This window comes from Ancylobacter polymorphus (genome assembly GCF_022836935.1).
Classification (GTDB): domain Bacteria; phylum Pseudomonadota; class Alphaproteobacteria; order Rhizobiales; family Xanthobacteraceae; genus Ancylobacter; species Ancylobacter polymorphus_A.
Map to the genome: position 1 here is coordinate 3,171,575 of NZ_CP083239.1, position 21,328 is coordinate 3,192,902.

The following is a 21,328-nucleotide window of genomic DNA, read 5'->3' on the forward strand; positions in this document are numbered from 1 at the left end:
CCGATCGCCGCTGGCTGTGGCGCGCCGAACCGTGCCCGCATCGGCCGACCTGCAATTCAGAGTCTGATCCCGGTTGTACTCAACCTTAATGACGTGCGACGCCGCGTCGGGAACGTCTGAGGTACGATGTTTCAGAGCGTGATGCGGTATGTCTGTGTGTTTCTGAACAAATACGCAGATTTTATTCGGTTATTGCGTTTGATTTTTTCTTGATATTTGCGGCGAGCATGCCTTTTTTACCGCGCAGCACAAGGGAAGGTGTTTGGGGCGGTGGTATTTGAGGGTTCAACGACACGTCGGGCGATTTTGATCCTGGGCATGCACCGCAGCGGTACGTCGGCGCTCACGCGGACGGTCAATCTGCTGGGGGCGGCCACGCCGCAGACGTTAATGGGTGCCACCTCGAACAATCTTCGCGGCCACTGGGAATCCAAGCCTATCGTCGATCTCAACGACGAGATCCTCGCCGCGTGCGGGCACCGCTGGTATTCGCGCAAGCGGATCACGGTCTGTCCGAGCGATGTCGTGCGGGCGCGGGGCATGTGGTCCCGTCTGCGCGACACGCTGGAAAGCGAGTTCGGCGGTGCCTCGACGGTGGTGCTGAAGGACCCGCGCATCAGCCGGCTGGTTCCGCTTTATCGGGAAGTCCTCGACGAATTGGGCTACGCGACTGAGGCCGTTCTCACCCTGCGCAACCCGCTGGAGGTCGCGCAATCGCTGGCGCGGCGCGACCAGATGGAGCCGCGGAGGGCGATCGGGGTGTGGATGCGCTACACGCTCGATGCCGAGCGGGGCACGCGCGGCCTGCCCCGGGCACTCGTGGTCTATGAGGAATTGCTGGCGGATTGGCGCGCCGCAACCCGCCGGATGAAGCAGCATCTGGGCAGTTCTTGGCCTGAGGTGACCGAAGAAGCGGCTGCCGCCATCGACGCGTTCCTCACGCCCGATCTGCGTCATCACACGATCGAGTTGCCCGGCGCCGGGTTCGGTCGCGCAGCGATTGCCGGCCTGCTCTACCGTGACATGGCGCAGGCTCTGACGGAGCGACCCGCCGCCTCGCCCGGTCTCATCGCCTCCGCGCTCGCGGAGCTTAGCCTGCGGACCGGTAGCGCTTCGAGCGGCCTCGTGGCGCACAACGCTGCGCGCTGACGTGCGGCGGACTTGCCACGGGAACGGCGCTCCCCTATAAGCCGCGCCATTCCGCACGCGGACTCGCGGCCGGGAGCCCCTCGTCACAACCTGACGCTGGCTTCACGACCGCTCCGGTGCCGTAAGCCGAATTCCTCGGCACGGCCATGTCCGCGGAGGCCCAACCGGATGAGAGACGACAATGGCGCTTCCTGACTTCACCATGCGCCAGCTCCTGGAAGCTGGCGTGCACTTCGGGCATCAGTCCCACCGCTGGAACCCGAAGATGGCTCCGTTCATCTTCGGCACCCGCAACAACATCCACATTCTCGACCTGGCCCAGACCGTGCCGGCGCTGCACCGCGCCCTGCAGGCCGTGTCCGACACCGTGGCCCGTGGCGGCCGCGTGCTGTTCGTCGGCACCAAGCGCCAGGCGGCCGATGCCGTGGCGGATGCCGCCAAGCGCTCGGCGCAGTACTATGTGAACTCCCGCTGGCTCGGCGGCATGCTGACCAACTGGAAGACCATTTCCCACTCCATCGCCCGACTGAAGAAGCTCGAAGAGCTGCTCGCGGCCGGCGAGGGCGTTGGCTACACCAAGAAGGAGCGCCTGACGCTCCAGCGCGAGAAGGAAAAGCTCGATCGCGCCCTTGGCGGTATCCGTGACATGGGCGGCATTCCCGACCTGCTGTTCGTGATCGACACCAACAAGGAAGACCTCGCCGTCGCCGAGGCCCGCCGCCTTGGCATTCCGGTCGCGGCCATCCTCGACACCAATTGCGATCCGGACGGCATCGCCTTCCCGGTTCCCGGCAATGACGACGCCGGTCGCGCCATCAACCTCTATTGCGACCTCGTCGCCCGCGCCGCCATCGACGGCATCGGCCGTTCGCATGGCGATCTCGGCATCGACATTGGTGCGGCTGAGGCCCCGCTGGTTGAGGACCTGCCGGCGGAGACCGCCTGGACCAGCCTCGAAGCCCTTTCGGGCCCGCGCGGCATCGCCGACGACCTGAAGAAGCTCACCGGCGTGTCGCCGGCGATCGAGAAGCAGCTGACCGACCTCGGCATCTTCCACTTCTGGCAGATCGCCGCCCTCAATGCCGACGACGCCCATCGTCTCGGCGAAGAGGTCGGTCTGCCGGGCCGTGTCGATGGCTGGGTGGCGCAGGCCAAGGAGCTGACCGCCGAGGTCGAGTGACCCCGGCGTCCGCTTCGCGACGGCGTCACATTCCGGCGCCAAGCATTGTATCGCACGGCCGGCCCGGATTTCGTCCGGCCGGCCGTGTCGTCGATAGACACAGAGATCGTTGAGGAACGGAACATGGCCAACATCACCGCGGGCATGGTGAAGGAGCTGCGCGAGAAGACCGGCGCCGGCATGATGGACTGCAAGGCCGCGCTGACCGAGGTGGACGGCGACATCGAGGCCGCCATCGACTGGCTGCGCAAGAAGGGTCTCGCCAAGGCCGCCAAGAAGGCCGGGCGCGTCGCCGCCGAGGGTCTGATCGGCCTCGCCGTGTCGGGCACCACGGGTATCGTCGTCGAAGTCAATTCCGAAACCGACTTCGTGGCGCGCAACGACCAGTTCCAGCAGCTCGTGCGCGACATCGCCACCGTCGCCCTGAGCGCCGAGGACGATGTCGAGGCGGTGAAGGCGGCGGCCTATCCGGCTGGCGGCACTGTCGCCGAGGCGATCAACAACGCGGTCGCCACCATTGGCGAGCACATGAACCTGCGCCGCTCCAAGAAGCTGGCGGTGTCGACGGGCGCCATCGGCGCCTATGTCCACGGTTCGGTGGGCGAAGGTCTCGGCAAGATCGGCGTGCTGGTCGCGCTGGAGTCCGAGGGCAAGGCGGATGAACTCGCCGCGCTCGGTCGCCAGATCGCCATGCATGTCGCGGCTGCCAACCCGCAGGCGCTCGACGCCGCGGGCATCGACGCCGACGTGATCGCCCGCGAGAAGGGCGTGCTCGCCGAGAAGGCCAAGGCCTCCGGCAAGCCGGACAACGTTGTCGAGAAGATCGTCGAGAGCGGCCTGAAGACCTTCTACAAGGAAGTGACTCTCGTCGAGCAGGCGTTCATCCACGACCCGTCCAAGACGGTCGCCCAGGCGGTGAAGGAGAGCGAAGGCAAGGTCGGCGCGCCGATCAAGCTGGTCGGCTTCGTCCGCTTCGGCCTCGGCGAAGGCGTTGAGAAGCAGGAAAGCGACTTCGCCGCCGAAGTCGCGGCCGCTGCCGGCGTCTGAGCGCGTTGTTACGTTGATAAGTCACGCCGGGCCGCCCACGGGCAGTCCGGCGTGTTTTACTGTGCGCGCCACCCCGAGTCGCGCCAAGCCAGAGGTGCCCCATGTCGATCCCCGAGCCGCACGGCGCCCTTTTCGAGCGCGTCCTGGTCAAGGTCTCCGGTGAGGCGCTGATGGGGAACGAGGCGTTCGGGCTGCACTGGCCGACGATCGAGCGCATCGCCCAGGATCTCGTAGAGGCCCGCGCCACCGGAACCGAGATCGCCGTCGTCGTCGGCGGCGGCAATATCCTGCGCGGCGCCAGCGTCGCGGGGCAGGGGCTCGACCGCGCCACGGCCGACCATATGGGCATGCTGGCGACGGTGATGAACGCGCTGGCGCTGGAGAAGGCGGTCGAGAAGGCCGGTGTTCCCGCCCGCACCCTGTCCGCCATTCCCATGCCCACCATCTGCGAGCCCTATGCCCGCCAAACCGCCTCACGCCATCTGGGGCGCGGGCGCGTGGTTCTGCTGGCCGGCGGCACCGGCAACCCCTATTTCACCACCGACACCGGCGCCGTGCTGCGCGCCGCCGAGCTTGAATGCGACGCGGTGATGAAGGCGACCAATGTCGATGGCGTCTACACCGCCGATCCCAAGCACGACCCCTCGGCGCGGCGCTATGAGCGGCTCACCCATGACGAGGCGCTGGCCAAAGACCTGAAGGTGATGGACGCCGCCGCCTTCGCGCTGGCGCGGGAATCGAAGCTGCCGATCGTCGTGTTCTCGATCCGCGAACCGGGGGCCATTGCCGCCGCCATTCGCGGCGAGGGACGTTCTACGACGGTAGCTCCGTAGCCTTCGCCACCAAATTGGCGTCCCGCGCCCGTGGTGCGGGCATGGTTGTCGCCTAACGCTTGCCATGCGCGCCGTTAGGTTGGATAAGCCGCCAACCGGCGCCCGTCGGCCTCGGGCCGGCTGATGAATGAATGAGGTTCGTGATGAGCACTGGTCCGATCGACATTGCCGATATCAAGCGCCGCATGACGGGCGCGATCTCCGTTCTCAAGACTGAGCTTTCGGGCCTGCGCACCGGCCGCGCCTCGGCCAGCCTGCTGGAGCCGATCCAGGTGGATGCCTATGGCAGCCACATGCCGCTGAATCAGGTCGCGTCGGTCAATGTGCCGGAGCCGCGCCTGCTGTCGGTGCAGGTGTGGGACCGGGGCATGGTGGCGGCGGTCGAGAAGGCCATCCGCGACTCCAATCTCGGCCTGAACCCGCAGACCGAAGGGCAGGTGCTGCGCGTGCGCATCCCCGAGCTGACTCAGGATCGCCGCCAGGAACTCGTCAAGGTCGCACATAAATATGCCGAAGCCGCGCGTGTGTCGGTGCGCCATGTGCGCCGCGACGGGCTCGACGTCATCAAGAAGGCGGAAAAGGACGGCGAGATGAGCTCGGACGACCTCGACCGGCTCGCCGACCAGGTCCAGAAGGCGACGGACCAGTTCATTGCCGAGATCGATCAGGTCGTGGCCGCGAAGGAAAAGGAAATCCTCGCGGTTTGATCGGCGGGCGCCGATAAGGGCGCCATGGGGGGGTCCGTGAACATTGCAAGGCGCGGCGAGGCCTCTGGGGCCGCCATCGAGACCGACGGGGACGCGGCGGCGTCGCTCTTCCCGGTGCCGCGCCACGTTGCCATCATCATGGATGGCAACGGGCGATGGGCGAAGGGGCACGGGCTTCCGCGCTTCGAGGGGCACAGGCGGGGTGCCGAAGCCGTCCGCCGCACGGTGGCAGATGCTCGGGAGCTGGGCATCGAGGCGCTGACCCTCTACAGCTTCTCCAGCGAGAACTGGTCACGGCCGCAGCGTGAGATTGGCGAGTTGATGGGGCTGCTGAAGCGCTTCATCCGCTCCGATCTCAAGGAACTTCACGCCAAGAATGTCCGCCTGCGCATCATCGGCGAGGGACATCCGACCGACAGCGAAGTGCAGGCGCTGTTCGATGAAGCTCAGGCGCTGACCCGCGACAATACGGGTGTGCGCCTGACCGTGGCGTTCAACTATGGCGCGCGCGGCGAAATCGCCCGTGCGGCGCAGACATTGGCGCGGCAGGTCGCGGCTGGCGCGCTGCGGGCCGAAGACATCACGCCGGAACGTTTCGCGGAGGCGCTCGACACGGCGGGGTTGCCGCCGCTCGATCTCGTCATCCGCACCAGCGGCGAGCAGCGCCTGTCGAATTTCCTGCTCTGGCAGGCGGCCTATGCCGAACTGGTCTTCCTCCCCGTGCTGTGGCCGGATTTCGATCGCGGCTGGCTGGAGCAGGCGCTTTGCGAATATCGTCGGCGTGAGCGCCGCTTCGGCGGCGTCGAAGCGGCGGAAAGCTGAGCTCTTGCGTATCGGAGAGGACTTTCTGCCGCGGCTCGTCTCGGCTCTGGTGCTCGGGCCGTTGGTGATGCTGGTCGCCGTGGCCGGCGGCTGGGCCTTCAGTGCCCTTGTCGCGCTCTCTTCCGTGATCGTGCTGTGGGAATGGCTGCGCATGATCGGCGCCAAGCCCCGCACGCCGCTGCTGGTGATCGGCGCCGCGACACTGGTCGTGGCCGTGCTGTTGCTCGCCATACGCCCGCCGCCTGCCGCCATTGGAATTGTGGTGCTTGGCGCCATCACGGCGGCGCTGGTGGCACGTTCCAACCGTGAGCGGCGGACATGGGCGCCGTTCGGCGTGCTTTATGCCGGTGCGCTGGCGCTACCGACACTGATCCTGCGCCAGGATGGAGCCCTCGGTCTGGTGAGCCTGGTATGGCTGCTGGCTGTCGTGTGGTCTACCGACATCGCCGCCTATTTCTGCGGTCGCCTCATTGGCGGCCCCAAGCTCTGGCCGCGCGTCAGCCCCAACAAGACCTGGGCGGGATCGCTCGGCGGGGCGCTGTTCGGCATGCTGGCGGGAATGGCGGCGCTGTACCTCGCGCGGGTCGAGACAGCGTTGCTCGCCGCCCCGGTCGCGCTGCTGGCAAGCTTTGCCAGCCAAAGCGGCGACCTGTTCGAATCGGCGATGAAGCGGCGTTTCGGCGTGAAAGACTCCAGCCATCTCATCCCCGGCCATGGTGGTCTGATGGACCGGCTCGACGGCTTCATCGCGGCGGCGGCGCTTATGCTGTTGATCGGCCTGCTGCGCGCGCCGGACGCGCCCGCGCGCGGCTTCCTGCTGTGGTGAAGAGGCCGGGGGGGGCCCCGCGCTGCCACGTCGCACGCGAGTCCGGCCTTAAATTCCGACATCTCGCCGCATTTTACCCACCTTCGCCTTAAACGCTCCTTATGGAACATGCGGCGCGCCCGTCGGCGTGCCTGTCTGGGAAATCGCTGATGGACTTTCTTGCCTCGATGGGCGGCACCGCGGGCTGGCTGCTCGGCTATGTCGTGCCGTTTCTGTTCGTGCTGACGATCGTCGTGTTCTTCCACGAGTTGGGCCATTTCTGGGTCGCGCGGCGGGCCGGGGTGCGGGTGGTGGCGTTCTCGATCGGCTTCGGGCCGGAGATCGCCGGCTTCAACGACCGCCGCGGCACACGCTGGAAACTCTCGGCGATTCCGCTCGGCGGCTATGTGAAGTTCCTCGGAGACGAAAACGCTGCCAGCGCCCCCGACCGTGGGGCGATCTCGCACATGAGCGAGACGGAGCGGCGGGAGAGCTTCTTCCACAAATCGGTCGGCGCCCGGGCGGCTATCGTCGCAGCAGGGCCGATCGCCAATTTCATCCTGGCCATCGTCATCTTCGCCGGTCTGTTCATGACGGTCGGCCGCCAGGTGACGACGCCGCAGGTGGATGCGGTGCAGGCCGGCAGCGCCGCCGAGCGGGCCGGATTCCAGCCGAGCGATCTCATCCTCACCATCAATGGCGCCAAGATCGACTCGTTCGGCGACATGCAGCGTGTCGTCAGCGCCAATGCCGGCGAGCCGCTCGCCGTCGAGGTCGAACGCGGCGGGCAGCGACTCACGCTCCAGGCGACCCCGGATCTGCGCGAGGTCACTGACACCTTTGGCAATGTGCACCGCATCGGCGTGCTCGGCATCTCGCGCGACACCGGGGGAGGGCAGGTTCGCACCGAGCGATTCGGCCCGGTTCAGGCCGTGACCCAGGCGACGGCCGAGGTCTGGTTCATCGTCGACCGCACCTTCAGCTATCTCGGTGGCGTGGTGACGGGACGCGAGCGTGCCGACCAGCTGGGCGGCCCGATCCGCATCGCCCAGGTGTCCGGACAGGTCGCGACCTTCGGAATCGCGGCCCTGCTGCAGCTGGCGGCGGTTCTGTCGGTGTCGATCGGACTTCTTAACCTCTTTCCTGTACCGCTACTGGATGGCGGACACCTGCTTTTCTACGGGATCGAGGCGCTGCGCGGCCGGCCGCTCAGCGAACGGGCCCAGGAGGTGGGTTTCCGCATCGGCCTGGCGCTCGTGCTGATGTTGATGCTGTTTGCAACGTGGAACGATATTCTCAATATATCAAAATCTTGACGAGGATTCGGGACGGCGTTGCCAAGCGGCCACGCCGTCCGGAAAAGGCACTGAAAGCGGCAGGTCCGGTTTGCAGGCTCTGGAAAAGTCTGTATCAAACGGAGTGCAGGGTGAGGAGTGTCGCCGGGTGCGCATCTTCGGGTGCGTCGGTGGTCGTCTCCCAGAACAACGGTAAGGTTGCGCACCAAATGGCTCGTTCCCGGTTCGTGAGTAGATTGGCGTCGGCAGTCGGCTTTGCCCTTCTTGTGGCGGTCGGCGGTGTTTCCGGTGCCGTCATGGCGCCCGGGGCGGCCATGGCTCAGTCGGCGAGTTCCATCGTCGTCGAGGGGAATCAGCGCGTTGATGCCGATACCATCCGCTCCTATTTCCAGACCTCGCCCGGCCAGTCGCTGACGCCGGCCAAGATCGACGAGGCGCTCAAGGGGCTCTACGCCACCGGGCTTTTCTCCGACGTCACCATCAGCAACCGCGGTGGGCGGATGGTTGTGACCGTCGTCGAGAATCAGGTGATCAACCGCGTCGCCTTCGAAGGCAACAAGAAGGTCAAGGACGACCAGCTGTCGCTTGAAGTGCAGTCCAAGGCCCGTAGCCCGCTGTCCAAGACGACGGTTCAGGCCGATACGCAGCGTATCATCGATATCTATCACCGCGCCGGCCGCTACGATGTGCGCGTCGAGCCGAAGATCATTGAGCGTGGCCAGGGTCGCGTCGATCTCGTGTTCGAGATCACCGAGGGCGACAAGCTCGGCGTGGCCGAGATCAAGTTCGTCGGCAACAAGGCCTTTTCGGCCTACAAGCTGAAGGACGAGATCACCACCACCGAGACCAACTGGCTCTCGTGGCTCAAGAACTCCGACATTTACGATGTCGACCGCATCAACACCGATCAGGAACTGCTGCGCCGCTTCTATCTGAAGCACGGCTATGCCGACTTCCGCATCATCTCGGTGACGGCCGATCTCGATCGTCAGCGCGACGGCTTCGTCCTCACCTATGTGATCGACGAAGGCCCGCAGTATCGCATCGGAACCGTCGATGTCGTCTCCGGCATCAAGGACGTGGATATCAAGGATCTGCGCGCTGCCCTTCGCGTGGCGCCGGGCCAGGTCTACAATGCCGAGCTGGTGGAGAAGTCGGTCGAGAACGCGACCATTGAGGTGTCCAAGTCCGGCTATGCCTTCGCCCAGGTGCGTCCACGCGGTGATCGCAATGTCGAGACCCGTACCATCTCGCTGGTGTTCGCCGTCGAGGAAGGTCCGCGCGTCTATGTCGAGCGCATCGAGATCCGCGGCAACACCCGTACCCGCGACTGGGTGATCCGTCGCGAGTTCGATTTTGCCGAAGGCGATGCCTATAACCGCGTGCTGGTCGACCGTGCCGAGCGTCGTCTGCGCAATCTTGGCTACTTCAAGGACGTGAAGATCACCAACGAGCCCGGCACGGCGCCGGACCGCATCATCCTCGTGGTGACGGTCGAGGATCAGCCCACCGGCGAGTTCTCGGTCTCGGGCGGCTATTCGACGACGGATGGCTTCATCGGCGAAGTGGCGATCTCGGAGAAGAACTTCCTCGGTCGCGGCCAGTATGTCCGTCTGGCCGGCCAGCTCGGCGAGAACGTGCAGGGCGCCGATTTCAGCTTCACCGAGCCCTACTTCCTCGACTACCGCATGGCGGCCGGCTTCGACCTGTTCTGGAAGACGACTAGCGCGACGAGCTACAGCCAGTACGACACTGAGACCGCTGGCGGCACGCTGCGCGTCGCCCTGCCGCTCACCGACGAGCTGACCCTCGGCCTGCGCTACATGCTGTCGCAGAAGGAGATTTCGGTCAGCGTGACCGACGAGGTGTACAACAACATTTCGTGGGCGCTGCTGGAGATCAACAACGAGTCGATCCTGACCTCGGCTGTTGGCTACACGCTCTCCTACAACATGCTCGACAACAACAAGAACCCGTCCAGCGGTTACTTGCTGGAGCTGAAGCAGGATTTCGCCGGTCTCGGTGGCGACTCCCAGTACGTCCGCACCACCTTCGACGCCCGCTACTATATGCCGGTGGTCGGCGACGCGGTTCTGCTGCTCCGTGGCCAGGCCGGCAATGTCGCGGCCTGGGGTAACGAAGACCTGCGCATCACCGACAACTTCTTCAAGGGGCCCGACCTCGTCCGTGGCTTCGCGCCGAACGGTATCGGTCCGCGCGACCTTGCGTCCGGTGCCTTTGGTCAGGACATGGATGCGCTCGGCGGCACGCTGTTCTGGGGTGCGACGGCGGAAGTGCAGTTCCCGCTTTCCTTCCTGCCCAAGGATTTCGGCCTGAAGTTCGCCGTGTTCGCCGATGCCGGTTCGCTGTGGGACTATCAGGGCAACACAACCTTCCCGAACATCCCGGGCTGGGAGGCCAGTCTCGTCGACTGCAGCGCGTTCTCTGGCTCGAAGACGCAGGGGCTCGCCAATGTCTGCGTCGCCGACAGTGACCTGATCCGCTCTTCGGTCGGTGTCAGTCTGATCTGGGCCTCGCCCTTCGGTCCGCTGCGCTTCGACTATGCCTGGGCGCTGACCAAGGAATGGTACGACGAGGTTCAGGAGTTCCGCTTCAGCGGCGGCACCAGCTTCTGATACAGTCCACCACATGAGATGCAGGGCGGTCCGGTCATCCGGGCCGCTCGTGCGTTTGGGAAGTGCCACGGCAGTCGACAGGCGGCGATGAACGATCCCTTCTTCCATCCGGTGCCGACGGCGCTGACACTGGCCGACATCGCGGCACTCGTCGGGGCAGATGCTGCGGCGCTCGGGTCCGATGCCGCGGCTCTGCGCCTCTCCGGTGTCGCCTCGCTCGAAGAGGCCGGTCCGCACGATCTCGCCTTCATGGACGGCGCCCGCCATGTCCCGGCGCTCCGCGCCACTCGCGCTGGCGCCTGCCTGGTCACTGAACGCTTCGCCGCGCATGTGCCCGCCGGCACGGTCGCGCTTCGCGTGGCCAAGCCTCACGCCGCCTTCGTCACCGTTGCCCGGCGGCTTTATGCCGGCAGCCTTCAGCCCGGCTCAATGTTCGGCCAGGCCGGCGTCGCCGCCGGGGCGATGGTCCACCCACAGGCGCGGCTCGAAGCTGACGTGACGGTCGACCCGGGCGCGGTGATCGGGGCCGGCGCGGAGATCGGTACGGGTACAGTGATCGCCGCCGGCGCCGTGATCGGGCAGGGGGTGCGCATCGGACGCTTTTGCTCGATCGGCGCCGGCGTCACGCTACAGCACACATTGGTCGGCGATCGCGTCATCATCCATCCAGGTGCCCGCATCGGCCAGGATGGGTTCGGCTATGTCGGCGGCGCCAAGGGGCACGCCAAGATTCCGCAGATTGCCCGCGTGATCCTGCAGGACGATGTCGAGATCGGCGCCTCCACCACCATCGACCGCGGCGGCCTGCGCGATACGGTGATCGGCGAGGGGACCAAGATCGACAATCTGGTTCAGATCGCGCACAACGTGGTCATCGGGCGGCACTGCATCGTGGTGTCGCAGGCCGGCATCGCCGGCAGCGCGACTCTGGGCGATTTCGTCATGCTGGGTGGGCAGGTCGGTGTCATCGGCCATGTCCATATCGGCGATGGCGCGCGCATCGCCGCGTCGAGCAATGTGAAGGACGACGTGCCGCCGGGTGTCGAATGGGGGGGCTCTCCCGCCAAGCCGATGCGCGACTGGTTCCGCGAGGTGATGGCGGTCCAGCGCCTCGGGCGCGGTGAAATCGGCGCCCGTCGCGGCGAACAACAGGGGCAATGAAGGAATGGACGTGCAGGTCGAAGCCGCAGTCGAGCCGACAGCGCTCGGCACCGCCGATATCAAGCGCATTCTGGCGGCTCTGCCGCACCGCTATCCGTTTCTGCTGGTCGACAAGATCGTCGGTATCGAGGGCGACCGGAAGGCGATCGGGATCAAGAACGTCACCGCCAATGAGCCGCATTTCCAGGGACATTTCCCGGACAATCCGGTCATGCCTGGCGTGCTCATCCTGGAGGGGATGGCCCAGACCGCCGGCAGCATCTGCCTGCTGAACCGGCCGGAAGACGGCGCGCCGTCGCTCGTCTATTTCATGACCATCGACAAGGCGAAGTTCCGCAAGCCGGTGGTGCCGGGCGACGTGCTCGAATATCACATGACGCAGATGTCCAAGCGGCGGAACATGTGGTGGTTCCGCGGCGAGGCGAAAGTCGACGGCCAGATTGTCGCCGAGGCAGAGGTGGGCGCGATGATCGCCCGCGAGGGACGTAAATGACCGTTTCCGAGGCGAAGATCGACCCGTTGGCGCGCGTGGAAGCGGGTGCCGTTCTCGGCGCTGGCGTCGAGATCGGCCCGTTCTGCACGGTGGGTCCGCATGTGGTGCTGGGCGAGGGCGTCAAACTGCTCTCGCATGTCGCCGTCAGCGGCCACACCACGCTCGGCGCGGGAACGGTCGTCCATCCCTTCGCCGCGCTCGGCTCCGCGCCGCAGTCGCTCGGCTATAAGGGCGAGCCGACGAAGTTGGTGATTGGCCGCGACTGCATCATCCGCGAGCATGTCACCATGAACACCGGCACGGCCAGTGGCCATGGGGAAACGGTGGTCGGCGACAAGTGCTTCTTCATGGTCAACGCCCATGTCGCGCATGACTGCATCGTCGGCAACCATGTGATCTTCGCCAACAACGCGACCCTCGCCGGCCATGTCACGGTTGGCAATAATGTCTTCCTTGGCGGTTTGTCCGCGGTGCATCAGTTCGTGCGCATCGGCGACAATGCCATTGTCGGCGGGCTGTGTGGGCTTCAGCACGATCTCATTCCCTTCGGCGCGCTGATCTATGGCCGCAGCGGGCTCGGCGGGCTCAACATCATTGGCATGAAGCGGCGGGGTTTCACCCGGCCGCAGATCCACGCGCTGCGTGCCGCCTATCGCGAGCTGTTCTATTCCGGCGGCACGCTGGCCGAGCGCGTTGAGCGCGTCGCCGGGCAGTATGGCGACGATGCCAATGTGATGCAGGTGATCGATTTCGTGCGCAGCGGCGCCAAGCGCCGCCTGATCGTTCCCAGCGATGCGGCCGACCATGGCGCCGAACCCGACGCCGCCTGAGGCGCCGTCCCGGGTGGTGGAGCGCGCCGCGCCGCTGGCGATCATCTGCGGCGGCGGCACATTTCCCCTCGCCGTCGCGGAAGGCGCCCGCAGGGCCGGGCGCCCCGTGGTGCTGTTCCCGGTGCGCGGCTTTGCCGATGCGGATTTCAGTGCCTGGCCGCATGAATGGGTGTCACTGGGCGGTTTCGGTTTCCTCAGAAGCGAGATGCGCCGCCGCGGCTGCCGCGATGTGGTGTTCATTGGCAATGTGCTGCGTCCGCGCATCCGCGATCTCCGGCTCGACTGGACGACTCTGCGGCTGATGCCGCGCGTGCTCAGGCTGTTTCGCGGCGGTGACGATTTCCTGCTCACCGGCCTGGGGCGGTTGGTGGAGGAATCGGGCTTCCGGCTCGTCGGCGCGCATGAAGTGGCGCCGGAAATCCTTATGCCGGCGGGCCAGCTCGGCGCCATCGCGCCAGATGCGGCGGCGCGCGCGGATATCGCCCGTGGGCGCGAGGCGCTCGCGGTGATGGGCCCGCTCGATATCGGCCAGGGGCTGGTGGTGATGAACCGCCATGTGGTGGCGGTGGAGGCGGCGGAAGGCACCGATCTCATGCTGGCGCGGGTGGCCGAATTGCGGGCCAATGGCCGGGTCAAGATGCCGGCGCGTTGCGGCGTGCTGGTGAAGCGCCCCAAGGCGGGGCAGGATTTTCGGATCGACCTTCCCTCGCTCGGCGCGCGCACGGTGGAGGGCGCCGTGCGCGCCGGGCTTGCCGGCATCGCGGTTGAGGCCGGCGGCGTCATCGTCGCCGATGGTGTGGAACTGATCCGCCGCGCGGATGAGGCGGGGCTGTTCATCCTCGGCTTCGAACCCGGCGACGGAGCATCGCTATGAGCGGCGCCGCGCCGCTCGATGTGTTCATCGTCGCCGGCGAGGAATCAGGCGATGTGCTCGGCGCCGGGCTTATGGCGGAGCTGAAGGCGCTGCATGCGGGTGGGGTGCGCTTTCGCGGCGTCGGCGGCGCGCGCATGCAGGCGCAGGGGCTGGTGCCGCTGTTTCCGATGGAAGACATCACCGCCATGGGCTTCGCGCAGGTCGTGACCGGCCTGCCGCGCCTCCTCCGGCGGATGGACGAGACGGTGCGCGCCATCGTGGCGAGGCGGCCGGATGTGCTGGTGCTGGTCGATGCGCCGGATTTCACCCATCGTGTCGCCAGCAAGGTGCGCGCGCGCCTGCCTGATCTGCCGATCGTCAAATATGTCGCCCCGACGGTCTGGGTCTGGCGACCCGGGCGCGCGCGGGCCATGGCGCCGCATGTCGATCGGGTTCTGGCGCTGCTCCCCTTCGAGCCGGAGGCGATGCACGCGCTCGGCGGGCCGCCGACCACTTATGTCGGCCATCCCTTGCTCGGTGAACTCGCCACCTTGCGGCCCGATACGGCGGAGGCCGCCCGCCGCGCCGCGTCCCCGCCCGTGCTGCTGGTGCTGCCCGGCAGCCGCCGCTCGGAACTGGCGCGGCTCGGTGCGACCTTCGGTGAGGTGCTGGAGCGATTGAAGGCCGAGGTGCCGGATGTCGAGCTGCTGCTGCCGACCTTGCCGGCCCGGCGGGCGCAGGTCGAGGCGATGGTGGCCTCCTGGGCGGTGAAGCCACGCATCATTGTCAGCGATGAGGAGAAGCGCGCCGCCTTCCGTATTGCCCGCGCGGCGCTGGCGGCGTCCGGCACGGTGACGCTGGAGCTCGCCCTAGCCGGCGTGCCGACCGTCGCCGCCTATCGCGTGCCATGGCTGGAAGGGCGTATCGCGCCCTTCATCATCCGGGTGAAGACGGCGATCCTGCCCAATCTCATACTCGATGAGCCGGCTATGCCGGAATATCTGCAATGGCATATCGACCCGCCCGCCATGGCGGCGCAGCTGGCGCGGCTGATCGTCGGTGGGCCGGAGCGCGAGGCGCAGCTTGCCGCCTTTGCGCGGCTTGACGCTGTCATGGGCGAGGGGGGTGAACCGCCGAGCCGGCGCGCGGCGCGGGCGGTGCTGGAGACTCTGGCGCAGCGACGTGGCGTTGCCTGACCAGGATGATGCTCGGCCATGAAAAACCCCGCCTTCCGGTCCGGAGGGCGGGGTTTTCGTCGGTCGTCTCAGTGCCGTGGCACTGCCGTCACTTGCGGCGGGCGATCGGCACGTAGTCGCGCTGGGTGGCACCGGTGTAGAGCTGGCGCGGCCGGCCGATGCGCTGGCTCGGGTCCTCGATCATTTCCTTCCACTGGCCGATCCAGCCCACGGTGCGGGCGAGGGCGAACAGCACGGTGAACATGGAGGTGGGGAAGCCGAGGGCGCGCAGGGTGATGCCCGAGTAGAAGTCGATATTCGGGTAGAGCTTGCGCTCGACGAAGTAGTCGTCCTGCAGCGCGATGCGCTCCAGTTCCACGGCGATGTCGAGCAGCGGGTCGTCCTTGATGCCGAGTTCGCCGAGCACCTCATGGCAGGTGCGCTGCATGATCTTGGCGCGCGGATCGTAGTTCTTGTAGACGCGATGGCCGAAGCCCATAAGGCGGAACGGGTCGTTCTTGTCCTTGGCGCGGTTGATGAACTCGGGGATACGGTCCACCGAGCCGATCTCGCCCAGCATCTTCAGCGCCGCCTCATTGGCGCCGCCATGGGCGGGGCCCCACAGGCAGGCAATGCCGGCGGCGATGCAGGCGAAGGGGTTGGCGCCCGACGAGCCGGCGAGACGCACGGTCGAGGTCGAGGCGTTCTGCTCGTGGTCGGCGTGCAGGATGAAGATGCGGTCGATCGCGCGCGAGAGGATCGGGTTGACCTTGTACTCCTCGCAGGGAACCGAGAAGCACATGCGCAGGAAGTTCGAGGCGTAGTCGAGATCGTTCTTGGGGTACACGAAGGGCTGGCCGATCGAGTACTTGTAGGCCATGGCCGCCAGCGTCGGGATCTTCGCGATCATTCGGATCGAGGCGATCATGCGCTGCTGCGGATCGGAAATGTCGGTGCTGTCATGGTAGAAGGCGGACAGCGCGCCGACCGAGGCCACCAGCACGGACATGGGATGCGCGTCGCGACGGAAGCCGTGGAAGAACCGGCTCATCTGCTCATGCACCATCGTGTGGCGCGTGACGCGGTAGTCGAAATCCGCCTTCTGGGCGGCGGTCGGCAGCTCCCCGTAGAGAAGCAGGTAGCAGGTTTCGAGGAAGTCGCTTTCGGCCAGCTGTTCGATGGGGTAGCCGCGATAGAGCAGGATGCCCTCGTCGCCATCGATATAGGTGATCTGGCTTTCGCAGGAGGCGGTGGAGGTGAAGCCGGGATCGTAGGTGAACTTGCCGGTCTGCGCGTAGAGCTTGGCGATATCGATCACGTCAGGACCGATCGTCCCGTTCAGGATCGGCAGCTCCCAGCTTTCATCGCCAATGGTGAGCGTGGCGGATTTTGGCGCGTTGCTTTGGCTGGCGTCCATGCGGGTCTCCCTGAACCTAGGAACGAACGGATCTGAAACGGATCGCGTCTTGGCGAGGGGCCGCGCCTGCCGTTTGGCGCTGTGCGTAGGAGACGGGGGGTGTCTCGCTGCGGCCCATGATCAAAGTCGTAGCGGTTTCGATCCGCCCTCGCAAGCGCAGCGAAAACGCTGCCGCAATGCGGCCGCCGGGCGGGCGCGAAACCATTGCATCCGCGCTTCCGCCATGTGCTAGAACGGTTTCTTACGCCTGCGCGACCGCGCCGGTCTGGTCGCCGATCCGGGCCAGCGACTCCTCGCGGCCGAGCACGGCCAGCACGTCGAAAATGCCGGGCGAGGTGGTCTTGCCGGTCACTGCCGCGCGCAGCGGCTGCGCCAGCATGCCGAGCTTGACGCCCTGCGCTTCCGCCACCGCACGCACCGCCGCCTCGGTCTCCGCCGCGTTCCAATTCGCCACCGCCGCGAGCTGTACGGACGCGGCCGCCAGCAGGCGGCGTGCCTCCTCGGTCAGCAGCGCCTGCGCCTTTTCTTCCAGCGGCAACGGGCGGGCGCGCCAGATATAGGCGGCGCTTTCAATGAGTTCGATCAGCGTCTTGGCGCGCTCCTTCAGTCCCGGCATGGCGGCGAGCAGCTGCGCGCGGCGCTCGGGCGTGAGCGCGGCGGCAATGGTGGCGCCCTCAGGAATATGCGGCAGCAGCGTGTCGATGGCCGCGAGCAGTTCGGCATCGGGCGTGGAGCGGATATAGAGGCCGTTGATGTTTTCCAGCTTGGCGAAGTCGAAACGCGCCGCCGAGCGGCCGACGCGGTCGAGATCGAACAGCTGCGCCATCTCCTCGGTGGAGAAAATCTCCTGGTCGCCATGGCTCCAGCCGAGGCGGACGAGATAGTTGCGCAAAGCGGCCGGCAGGTAGCCCATCGCCCGGTAGGCATCGACGCCCAGCGCGCCATGGCGCTTGGAGAGCTTTGCCCCGTCCGGTCCATGGATCAGCGGGATATGGGCCATCTTCGGCACCTCCCAGCCCAGCGCATGGTAGATCTGCGTCTGGCGCGCAGCATTGGTCAGATGATCGTCGCCGCGGATGATGTGGGTGACGTTCATATCGTGGTCGTCGACCACCACCGAGAGCATATAGGTCGGCGTACCATCGGAGCGCAGCAGCACCAGGTCGTCGAGGTCCTTGTTCGGAATCACCACCCGGCCCTGCACGAGGTCGTCGATGACGGTCTCGCCCTCGGTCGGCGCCTTCAGGCGGAACACCGGCTTGCGGTCGGCGGGCGCCTCGGCGGGGTCGCGGTCGCGCCAGCGGCCGTCATAGCGCGGCGGGCGGCCCTCCCTGCGGGCGGTCTCGCGCATCTCTTCCAGCTCCGCCGCGCTGGCATAGCAGGGATAGGCGCGGCCGGCGGCGATCATCTGTTCCACCGCTTCGCGGTGCCGCTCGGCGCGGGCGAACTGGTAGATCACCTCGCCCGACCAGTCGATGCCGAGCCATTTCAGCCCGTCGATGATGGCGTCGATCGCTTCCGGCGTGGAGCGCTGGCGGTCGGTGTCTTCGATGCGCAGCAGCATGGTGCCGCCCTTGGCGCGGGCATACAGCCAATTGAACAGCGCGGTGCGGGCGCCGCCAATGTGCAAGAAGCCGGTGGGCGAGGGGGCGAAGCGGGTAACGACGGTCTCGGACATATTTCTTCCGTCTGCGCCGCAGGGCGGCGTCGAAGCATGGCGGGCGCGGAGCGTGCGTGTACCATAGGTCGGCGACACGGGAAAAGCGCGCAGGGGCCTTGAGGGGGATGCAGCGGCCGCCGGAACGGGAAGCGCGAGACGGGCCGCGCGCGCGGGCCCGGGCGGCGGCGCTCGGCGCGGCGGGGGCGCGCGGGCACCCGGCGGCGGGCTGGTTGCCCGAGTTGTCCCTCGCGGGCCTCTGGCAGGCACTGGCCGCCGCGCTGGTGCGCGAGTTCGAGGACCGGCGCGGCTTTCTTTTTCTACCCCTGGGCTTTGCCGCCGGCGCGGCGCTGTATTTCGCCGCCCCGCATGAGCCTCTGCCCTATGCCGGCTGGGTGCCGGCCCTCGGCTCTCTTGGGCTGGCGGTGCTGGCACGCGCCCGACCCTTCGCCTTTCATTTCTTCGCCATGCTCGCTGTGGTCGCCGCCGGCTTCGCGGTAGCGGCGCTGCAGGTGCAGCGGATGGCGCATCCGGTGCTGGCGACAACGCTCAACGCGGTGGAGGTCAGCGGCTATGTCGAAGCGGCGGAACTTCGCCCACGCGGCAGCCGGATCACCCTCGCCGTCACCCGCTTGGAGCGCCCGCGCACCGATCCGCCAAGGCGGGTGCGGGTGACGCTGGCGGGGCGGGAGCCGCCGGCCGTGGGTAGCCATGTGACGCTGCGGGCGACGCTCGCCCCGCCGCCGGGGCCGTCCTATCCCGGCGGCTTCGATTTCGGCCGGGCGATCTGGCTCGATGGCATCGGCGCCACCGGCTACGCGCTCGGACGGCTGCAGTTGACGCCGGCGCGCGGTCCGCCGCCGCCGGGACTGGCGCTCACCACCTGGCTCGACGGCACCCGCCGCGCCATCGCCGCGCGTATCCAGGCGGCGCTTCCGGGCGAGGAGGGCGGCGTGGCCGTCGCGCTGGTCACCGGGCTGCGCGACGCGGTGCCGGAGTCGATCGAGGAAAGCATGCGAATCTCCGGCCTGTCGCATGTGCTGTCGATTTCCGGCCTGCATATGGCGCTGGTGGCGAGTTCGGTGTTCTTTCTCGCCCGGGCGCTGCTGGCGCTGGTGCCGGAATTCGCGCTTTACCGGCCGATCAAGGCCTGGGCGGCGCTGCCGGCCATGGCCTCGGCGAGCTTTTACCTTTTGCTGTCCGGCGCCGAGGTGCCGACCCAGCGCGCCTATGTGATGACGCTGCTGGTGCTTGCCGGAATTGTGCTCGGGCGCCCGGCACTCACCCTGCGCACGCTGGCGCTGGCGGCGCTGGCGCTGCTGGCGCTCTCGCCTCGGGCGGTGCTCGATCCCGGCGCGCAGATGTCGTTCGCCGCGACGCTGGGCCTGGTCGCCGCCTATGAGCGCTTCGGCTATCTCCTCACCGCCGTTCCCGCGCGGACAGGCCGCTGGCTGGGCGTGCCGGCGCGCCATATCGCGGCGCTGGTGCTGGCCTCGCTGGCGGCGGGGCTGGCGACGGCGCCTTACGCGGCCTATCACTTCCAGAGACTGGCACCGCTCAGCCTGCTGGCCAATCTCGGCGCCGCGCCGGTGGTGTCGTTCATCGTCATGCCGGCCGGCCTCGCCGGGGCGGTTCTGATTCCGTTCGGCTGGGATGATCCGGCGTGGCGGCTGATGGGCTGGGGCCTCGCCCGGATGCGCGATATTTCCGATCTCGTCGCTGCGCTGCCCGGCGCGGATCGCGGCGTGCCGGCGATGCCGGTGGCGAGCCTGGTGCTGATCAGCCTCGGGCTGGTCGTGCTCTGCCTCGCCCGCACCCGCCTTGTGCTGCTGGCGCCGGTGCTGGCCACCGCCGGCCTCGCCGTCGCGGCCACGGCGCCGCGCCCTGACCTCTATGTCGATACGGAGGCGCGAACCGTCGCGGTGCGGGGGAGGGATGGCGCGCTCGCCGTGATGGGCGATCGCGACAGCGGCGTGGGCGGGCGCTTTGCGGTGGAGCAATGGTTGAGCGCGGATGGCGCGCGGTCACGCTTCGGCGCGAAGGATCTTACGGCCGCCGCCGCCTGCGATCCGCTCGGCTGTACCCTCGCTCTGCCGGACGGGCGATTGGTCGCCCTGTCGCGCGACCGGGATTCGCTGGAGGATGATTGCCGTCTCGCGGCTGTGCTGGTGACGCCCTTCGCGCCGCCGCTGGACTGCGCGGCGACGGTGATCTACCGCGATCCGCGAATTTCTGTGGGCGGTGTCTCCGCCACGCTTCAGCCGGATGGACGTCTCACCCTCGCCTTTGCCCGCCGCGGGCCGGGCACACGGCCGTGGGAGCCGAAAACCCAGTCGCCGCCAACACCTGCAAGTGAACCCGCCTCCGCCGCTGGCGCATCGCGGCAAGGGGCGCCATCCAGCTCACCCGCCGATCCCTCGGCGATCGGCGCCGACCCCGCTGCTGCCGGACCGCTCGCCACCGATGACGAGGCACCACCGGCCGCCGACGCCGCTCAATAGCGCCGGAAAAGCCCCACAAGCTTGCCCTGGATGCGAACCCGGTCAGGGCCAAAAATCCGCGTCTCATAGGCGGGGTTGGCGGCTTCCAGCGCCACCGAGGCGCCCTTGCGGCGCAGGCGCTTGAGGGTCGCTTCCTCATCGTCGATCAGCGCGACGACAATCTCGCCGGTGCTGGCGGCGTCGCATTTACGGATCAGCGCCAGGTCGCCGTCGAGAATGCCGGCCTCGATCATCGAATCACCGCGCACTTCGAGCGCGAAATGCTCCCCGCCCGACAGCATTTCCGGCGGCATGCTGATGGTGTGGTCGCGCGACTGGATGGCGGAAATCGGCGTGCCGGCGGCGATGCGGCCCATGACCGGGATCGGCACCACGCGCCGCTCCGAATCGTCGTCGGAGGGCGGGCGAACCTTGCCGAGATTTCCCTCGATCACATTGGGCGAGAAGGGACGGGCCGGCTTCGGCGGCTGAGCGTCTTCCGGCAGGCGCACCACCTCCAGCGCCCGCGCGCGGTTTGGCAGGCGGCGGATGAAGCCGCGCTCTTCCAGCGCCGTGATCAGCCGGTGGATGCCGGACTTCGACCGCAGGTCCAGCGCCTCCTTCATCTCCTCGAAGGAAGGGGGCACGCCGTCCTTCTGGAGGCGTTCATTGATGAACAGAAGCAGCTCATGCTGTTTGCGGGTGAGCATCAAGACAACCCCGTCTGCCGGACGGCGCCGGAACGAAACAAATCACGAACAAAGACTAGCCGTTCTTATTGTGTTCCA

General features: G+C 67.2%; 18 protein-coding genes. 15 read left to right on the forward strand and 3 right to left on the reverse strand.

What is annotated here, in order from left to right:
- Positions 1 to 318 precede the first annotated feature (318 nt).
- From K9D25_RS14965 to lpxB, 14 genes are all read left to right on the forward strand, one after another.
- Positions 319 to 1,149 carry a sulfotransferase family protein gene (locus K9D25_RS14965; RefSeq protein WP_244376407.1) on the forward strand — a complete coding sequence of 277 codons (831 nt, stop codon included), beginning with the start codon at positions 319 to 321 and terminating at the stop codon, positions 1,147 to 1,149.
- A gap of 181 nt (positions 1,150 to 1,330) precedes the next feature.
- Positions 1,331 to 2,329: a 30S ribosomal protein S2 gene (locus K9D25_RS14970; RefSeq protein WP_244376408.1), complete on the forward strand. Its 999-nt coding sequence runs from the start codon at positions 1,331 to 1,333 to the stop codon at positions 2,327 to 2,329.
- 123 nt (positions 2,330 to 2,452) lie between these two features.
- On the forward strand, positions 2,453 to 3,376 hold the full coding sequence (tsf, locus tag K9D25_RS14975; protein ID WP_244376409.1) for a translation elongation factor Ts: 924 nt from the start codon (positions 2,453 to 2,455) through the stop codon (positions 3,374 to 3,376).
- 101 nt (positions 3,377 to 3,477) lie between these two features.
- Complete coding sequence (pyrH, locus tag K9D25_RS14980) at positions 3,478 to 4,209, forward strand: UMP kinase (RefSeq protein ID WP_244376410.1); 732 nt, start codon at positions 3,478 to 3,480, stop codon at positions 4,207 to 4,209.
- Positions 4,210 to 4,352: 143 nt separating this feature from the next.
- Entirely contained in the window at positions 4,353 to 4,916 is a 564-nt protein-coding gene (frr, locus tag K9D25_RS14985; protein ID WP_244376411.1) for a ribosome recycling factor, read from the forward strand.
- 24 nt (positions 4,917 to 4,940) lie between these two features.
- Positions 4,941 to 5,738, forward strand: coding sequence for an isoprenyl transferase (locus tag K9D25_RS14990; RefSeq protein WP_432207885.1), 798 nt, complete (start codon positions 4,941 to 4,943; stop codon positions 5,736 to 5,738).
- Between the two features lie 4 nt (positions 5,739 to 5,742).
- Positions 5,743 to 6,564 (forward strand): phosphatidate cytidylyltransferase, encoded by an 822-nt coding sequence (locus K9D25_RS14995; protein ID WP_244376412.1) that lies wholly within the window; start codon positions 5,743 to 5,745, stop codon positions 6,562 to 6,564.
- 149 nt (positions 6,565 to 6,713) lie between these two features.
- A complete protein-coding gene (gene rseP / locus K9D25_RS15000; protein ID WP_244376413.1) occupies positions 6,714 to 7,859 on the forward strand; it encodes an RIP metalloprotease RseP in 1,146 nt (381 codons plus the stop codon).
- A gap of 188 nt (positions 7,860 to 8,047) precedes the next feature.
- On the forward strand, positions 8,048 to 10,474 hold the full coding sequence (gene bamA / locus K9D25_RS15005) for an outer membrane protein assembly factor BamA (RefSeq protein ID WP_244450888.1): 2,427 nt from the start codon (positions 8,048 to 8,050) through the stop codon (positions 10,472 to 10,474).
- Between the two features lie 87 nt (positions 10,475 to 10,561).
- A complete protein-coding gene (gene lpxD / locus K9D25_RS15010; protein WP_244376414.1) occupies positions 10,562 to 11,635 on the forward strand; it encodes a UDP-3-O-(3-hydroxymyristoyl)glucosamine N-acyltransferase in 1,074 nt (357 codons plus the stop codon).
- A gap of 4 nt (positions 11,636 to 11,639) precedes the next feature.
- On the forward strand, positions 11,640 to 12,128 hold the full coding sequence (gene fabZ, locus K9D25_RS15015; RefSeq protein WP_244376415.1) for a 3-hydroxyacyl-ACP dehydratase FabZ: 489 nt from the start codon (positions 11,640 to 11,642) through the stop codon (positions 12,126 to 12,128).
- Positions 12,125 to 12,958, forward strand: coding sequence for an acyl-ACP--UDP-N-acetylglucosamine O-acyltransferase (gene lpxA / locus K9D25_RS15020; RefSeq protein ID WP_244376416.1), 834 nt, complete (start codon positions 12,125 to 12,127; stop codon positions 12,956 to 12,958). Before fabZ ends, lpxA begins: the two co-directional genes overlap by 4 nt.
- Entirely contained in the window at positions 12,933 to 13,832 is a 900-nt protein-coding gene (locus tag K9D25_RS15025) for an LpxI family protein (protein WP_244376417.1), read from the forward strand. The genes lpxA and K9D25_RS15025 overlap by 26 nt, the downstream gene beginning before the upstream one ends.
- Positions 13,829 to 15,007, forward strand: coding sequence for a lipid-A-disaccharide synthase (gene lpxB, locus K9D25_RS15030; RefSeq protein WP_244376418.1), 1,179 nt, complete (start codon positions 13,829 to 13,831; stop codon positions 15,005 to 15,007). The genes K9D25_RS15025 and lpxB overlap by 4 nt, the downstream gene beginning before the upstream one ends.
- Before the next feature lie 88 nt (positions 15,008 to 15,095).
- On the opposite strand, the gene gltA is transcribed toward lpxB, so the two are convergent.
- Positions 15,096 to 16,403 carry a citrate synthase gene (gltA, locus tag K9D25_RS15035; protein WP_244376419.1) on the reverse strand — a complete coding sequence of 436 codons (1,308 nt, stop codon included), beginning with the start codon at positions 16,401 to 16,403 and terminating at the stop codon, positions 15,096 to 15,098.
- A gap of 241 nt (positions 16,404 to 16,644) precedes the next feature.
- Positions 16,645 to 18,081, reverse strand: coding sequence for a glutamate--tRNA ligase (gene gltX, locus K9D25_RS15040; RefSeq protein ID WP_244376420.1), 1,437 nt, complete (start codon positions 18,079 to 18,081; stop codon positions 16,645 to 16,647).
- A 107-nt stretch (positions 18,082 to 18,188) separates the two neighbouring features.
- On the opposite strand from gltX, the gene K9D25_RS15045 reads away from it, so the two are divergent.
- Positions 18,189 to 20,561 carry a ComEC/Rec2 family competence protein gene (locus tag K9D25_RS15045; RefSeq protein WP_244376421.1) on the forward strand — a complete coding sequence of 791 codons (2,373 nt, stop codon included), beginning with the start codon at positions 18,189 to 18,191 and terminating at the stop codon, positions 20,559 to 20,561.
- Here the strand turns inward: K9D25_RS15045 and lexA are convergent.
- Complete coding sequence (gene lexA, locus K9D25_RS15050) at positions 20,555 to 21,250, reverse strand: transcriptional repressor LexA (protein WP_244376422.1); 696 nt, start codon at positions 21,248 to 21,250, stop codon at positions 20,555 to 20,557. The genes K9D25_RS15045 and lexA overlap by 7 nt on opposite strands.
- Positions 21,251 to 21,328 lie beyond the last annotated feature (78 nt).

Coding starts and splice junctions, on each gene's coding strand:
- K9D25_RS14965 (WP_244376407.1), top strand. CDS start 319: ATGCACCGCAGCGGTACGTCGGCGCTCACGCGGACGGTCAATCTGCTG.
- K9D25_RS14970 (WP_244376408.1), top strand. CDS start 1,331: ATGGCGCTTCCTGACTTCACCATGCGCCAGCTCCTGGAAGCTGGCGTG.
- tsf (WP_244376409.1), top strand. CDS start 2,453: ATGGCCAACATCACCGCGGGCATGGTGAAGGAGCTGCGCGAGAAGACC.
- pyrH (WP_244376410.1), top strand. CDS start 3,478: ATGTCGATCCCCGAGCCGCACGGCGCCCTTTTCGAGCGCGTCCTGGTC.
- frr (WP_244376411.1), top strand. CDS start 4,353: ATGAGCACTGGTCCGATCGACATTGCCGATATCAAGCGCCGCATGACG.
- K9D25_RS14990 (WP_432207885.1), top strand. CDS start 4,941: ATGGGGGGGTCCGTGAACATTGCAAGGCGCGGCGAGGCCTCTGGGGCC.
- rseP (WP_244376413.1), top strand. CDS start 6,714: ATGGACTTTCTTGCCTCGATGGGCGGCACCGCGGGCTGGCTGCTCGGC.
- bamA (WP_244450888.1), top strand. CDS start 8,048: ATGGCTCGTTCCCGGTTCGTGAGTAGATTGGCGTCGGCAGTCGGCTTT.
- lpxD (WP_244376414.1), top strand. CDS start 10,562: ATGAACGATCCCTTCTTCCATCCGGTGCCGACGGCGCTGACACTGGCC.
- fabZ (WP_244376415.1), top strand. CDS start 11,640: ATGGACGTGCAGGTCGAAGCCGCAGTCGAGCCGACAGCGCTCGGCACC.
- lpxA (WP_244376416.1), top strand. CDS start 12,125: ATGACCGTTTCCGAGGCGAAGATCGACCCGTTGGCGCGCGTGGAAGCG.
- K9D25_RS15025 (WP_244376417.1), top strand. CDS start 12,933: ATGGCGCCGAACCCGACGCCGCCTGAGGCGCCGTCCCGGGTGGTGGAG.
- lpxB (WP_244376418.1), top strand. CDS start 13,829: ATGAGCGGCGCCGCGCCGCTCGATGTGTTCATCGTCGCCGGCGAGGAA.
- gltA (WP_244376419.1), bottom strand. CDS start 16,403: ATGGACGCCAGCCAAAGCAACGCGCCAAAATCCGCCACGCTCACCATT.
- gltX (WP_244376420.1), bottom strand. CDS start 18,081: ATGTCCGAGACCGTCGTTACCCGCTTCGCCCCCTCGCCCACCGGCTTC.
- K9D25_RS15045 (WP_244376421.1), top strand. CDS start 18,189: ATGCAGCGGCCGCCGGAACGGGAAGCGCGAGACGGGCCGCGCGCGCGG.
- lexA (WP_244376422.1), bottom strand. CDS start 21,250: ATGCTCACCCGCAAACAGCATGAGCTGCTTCTGTTCATCAATGAACGC.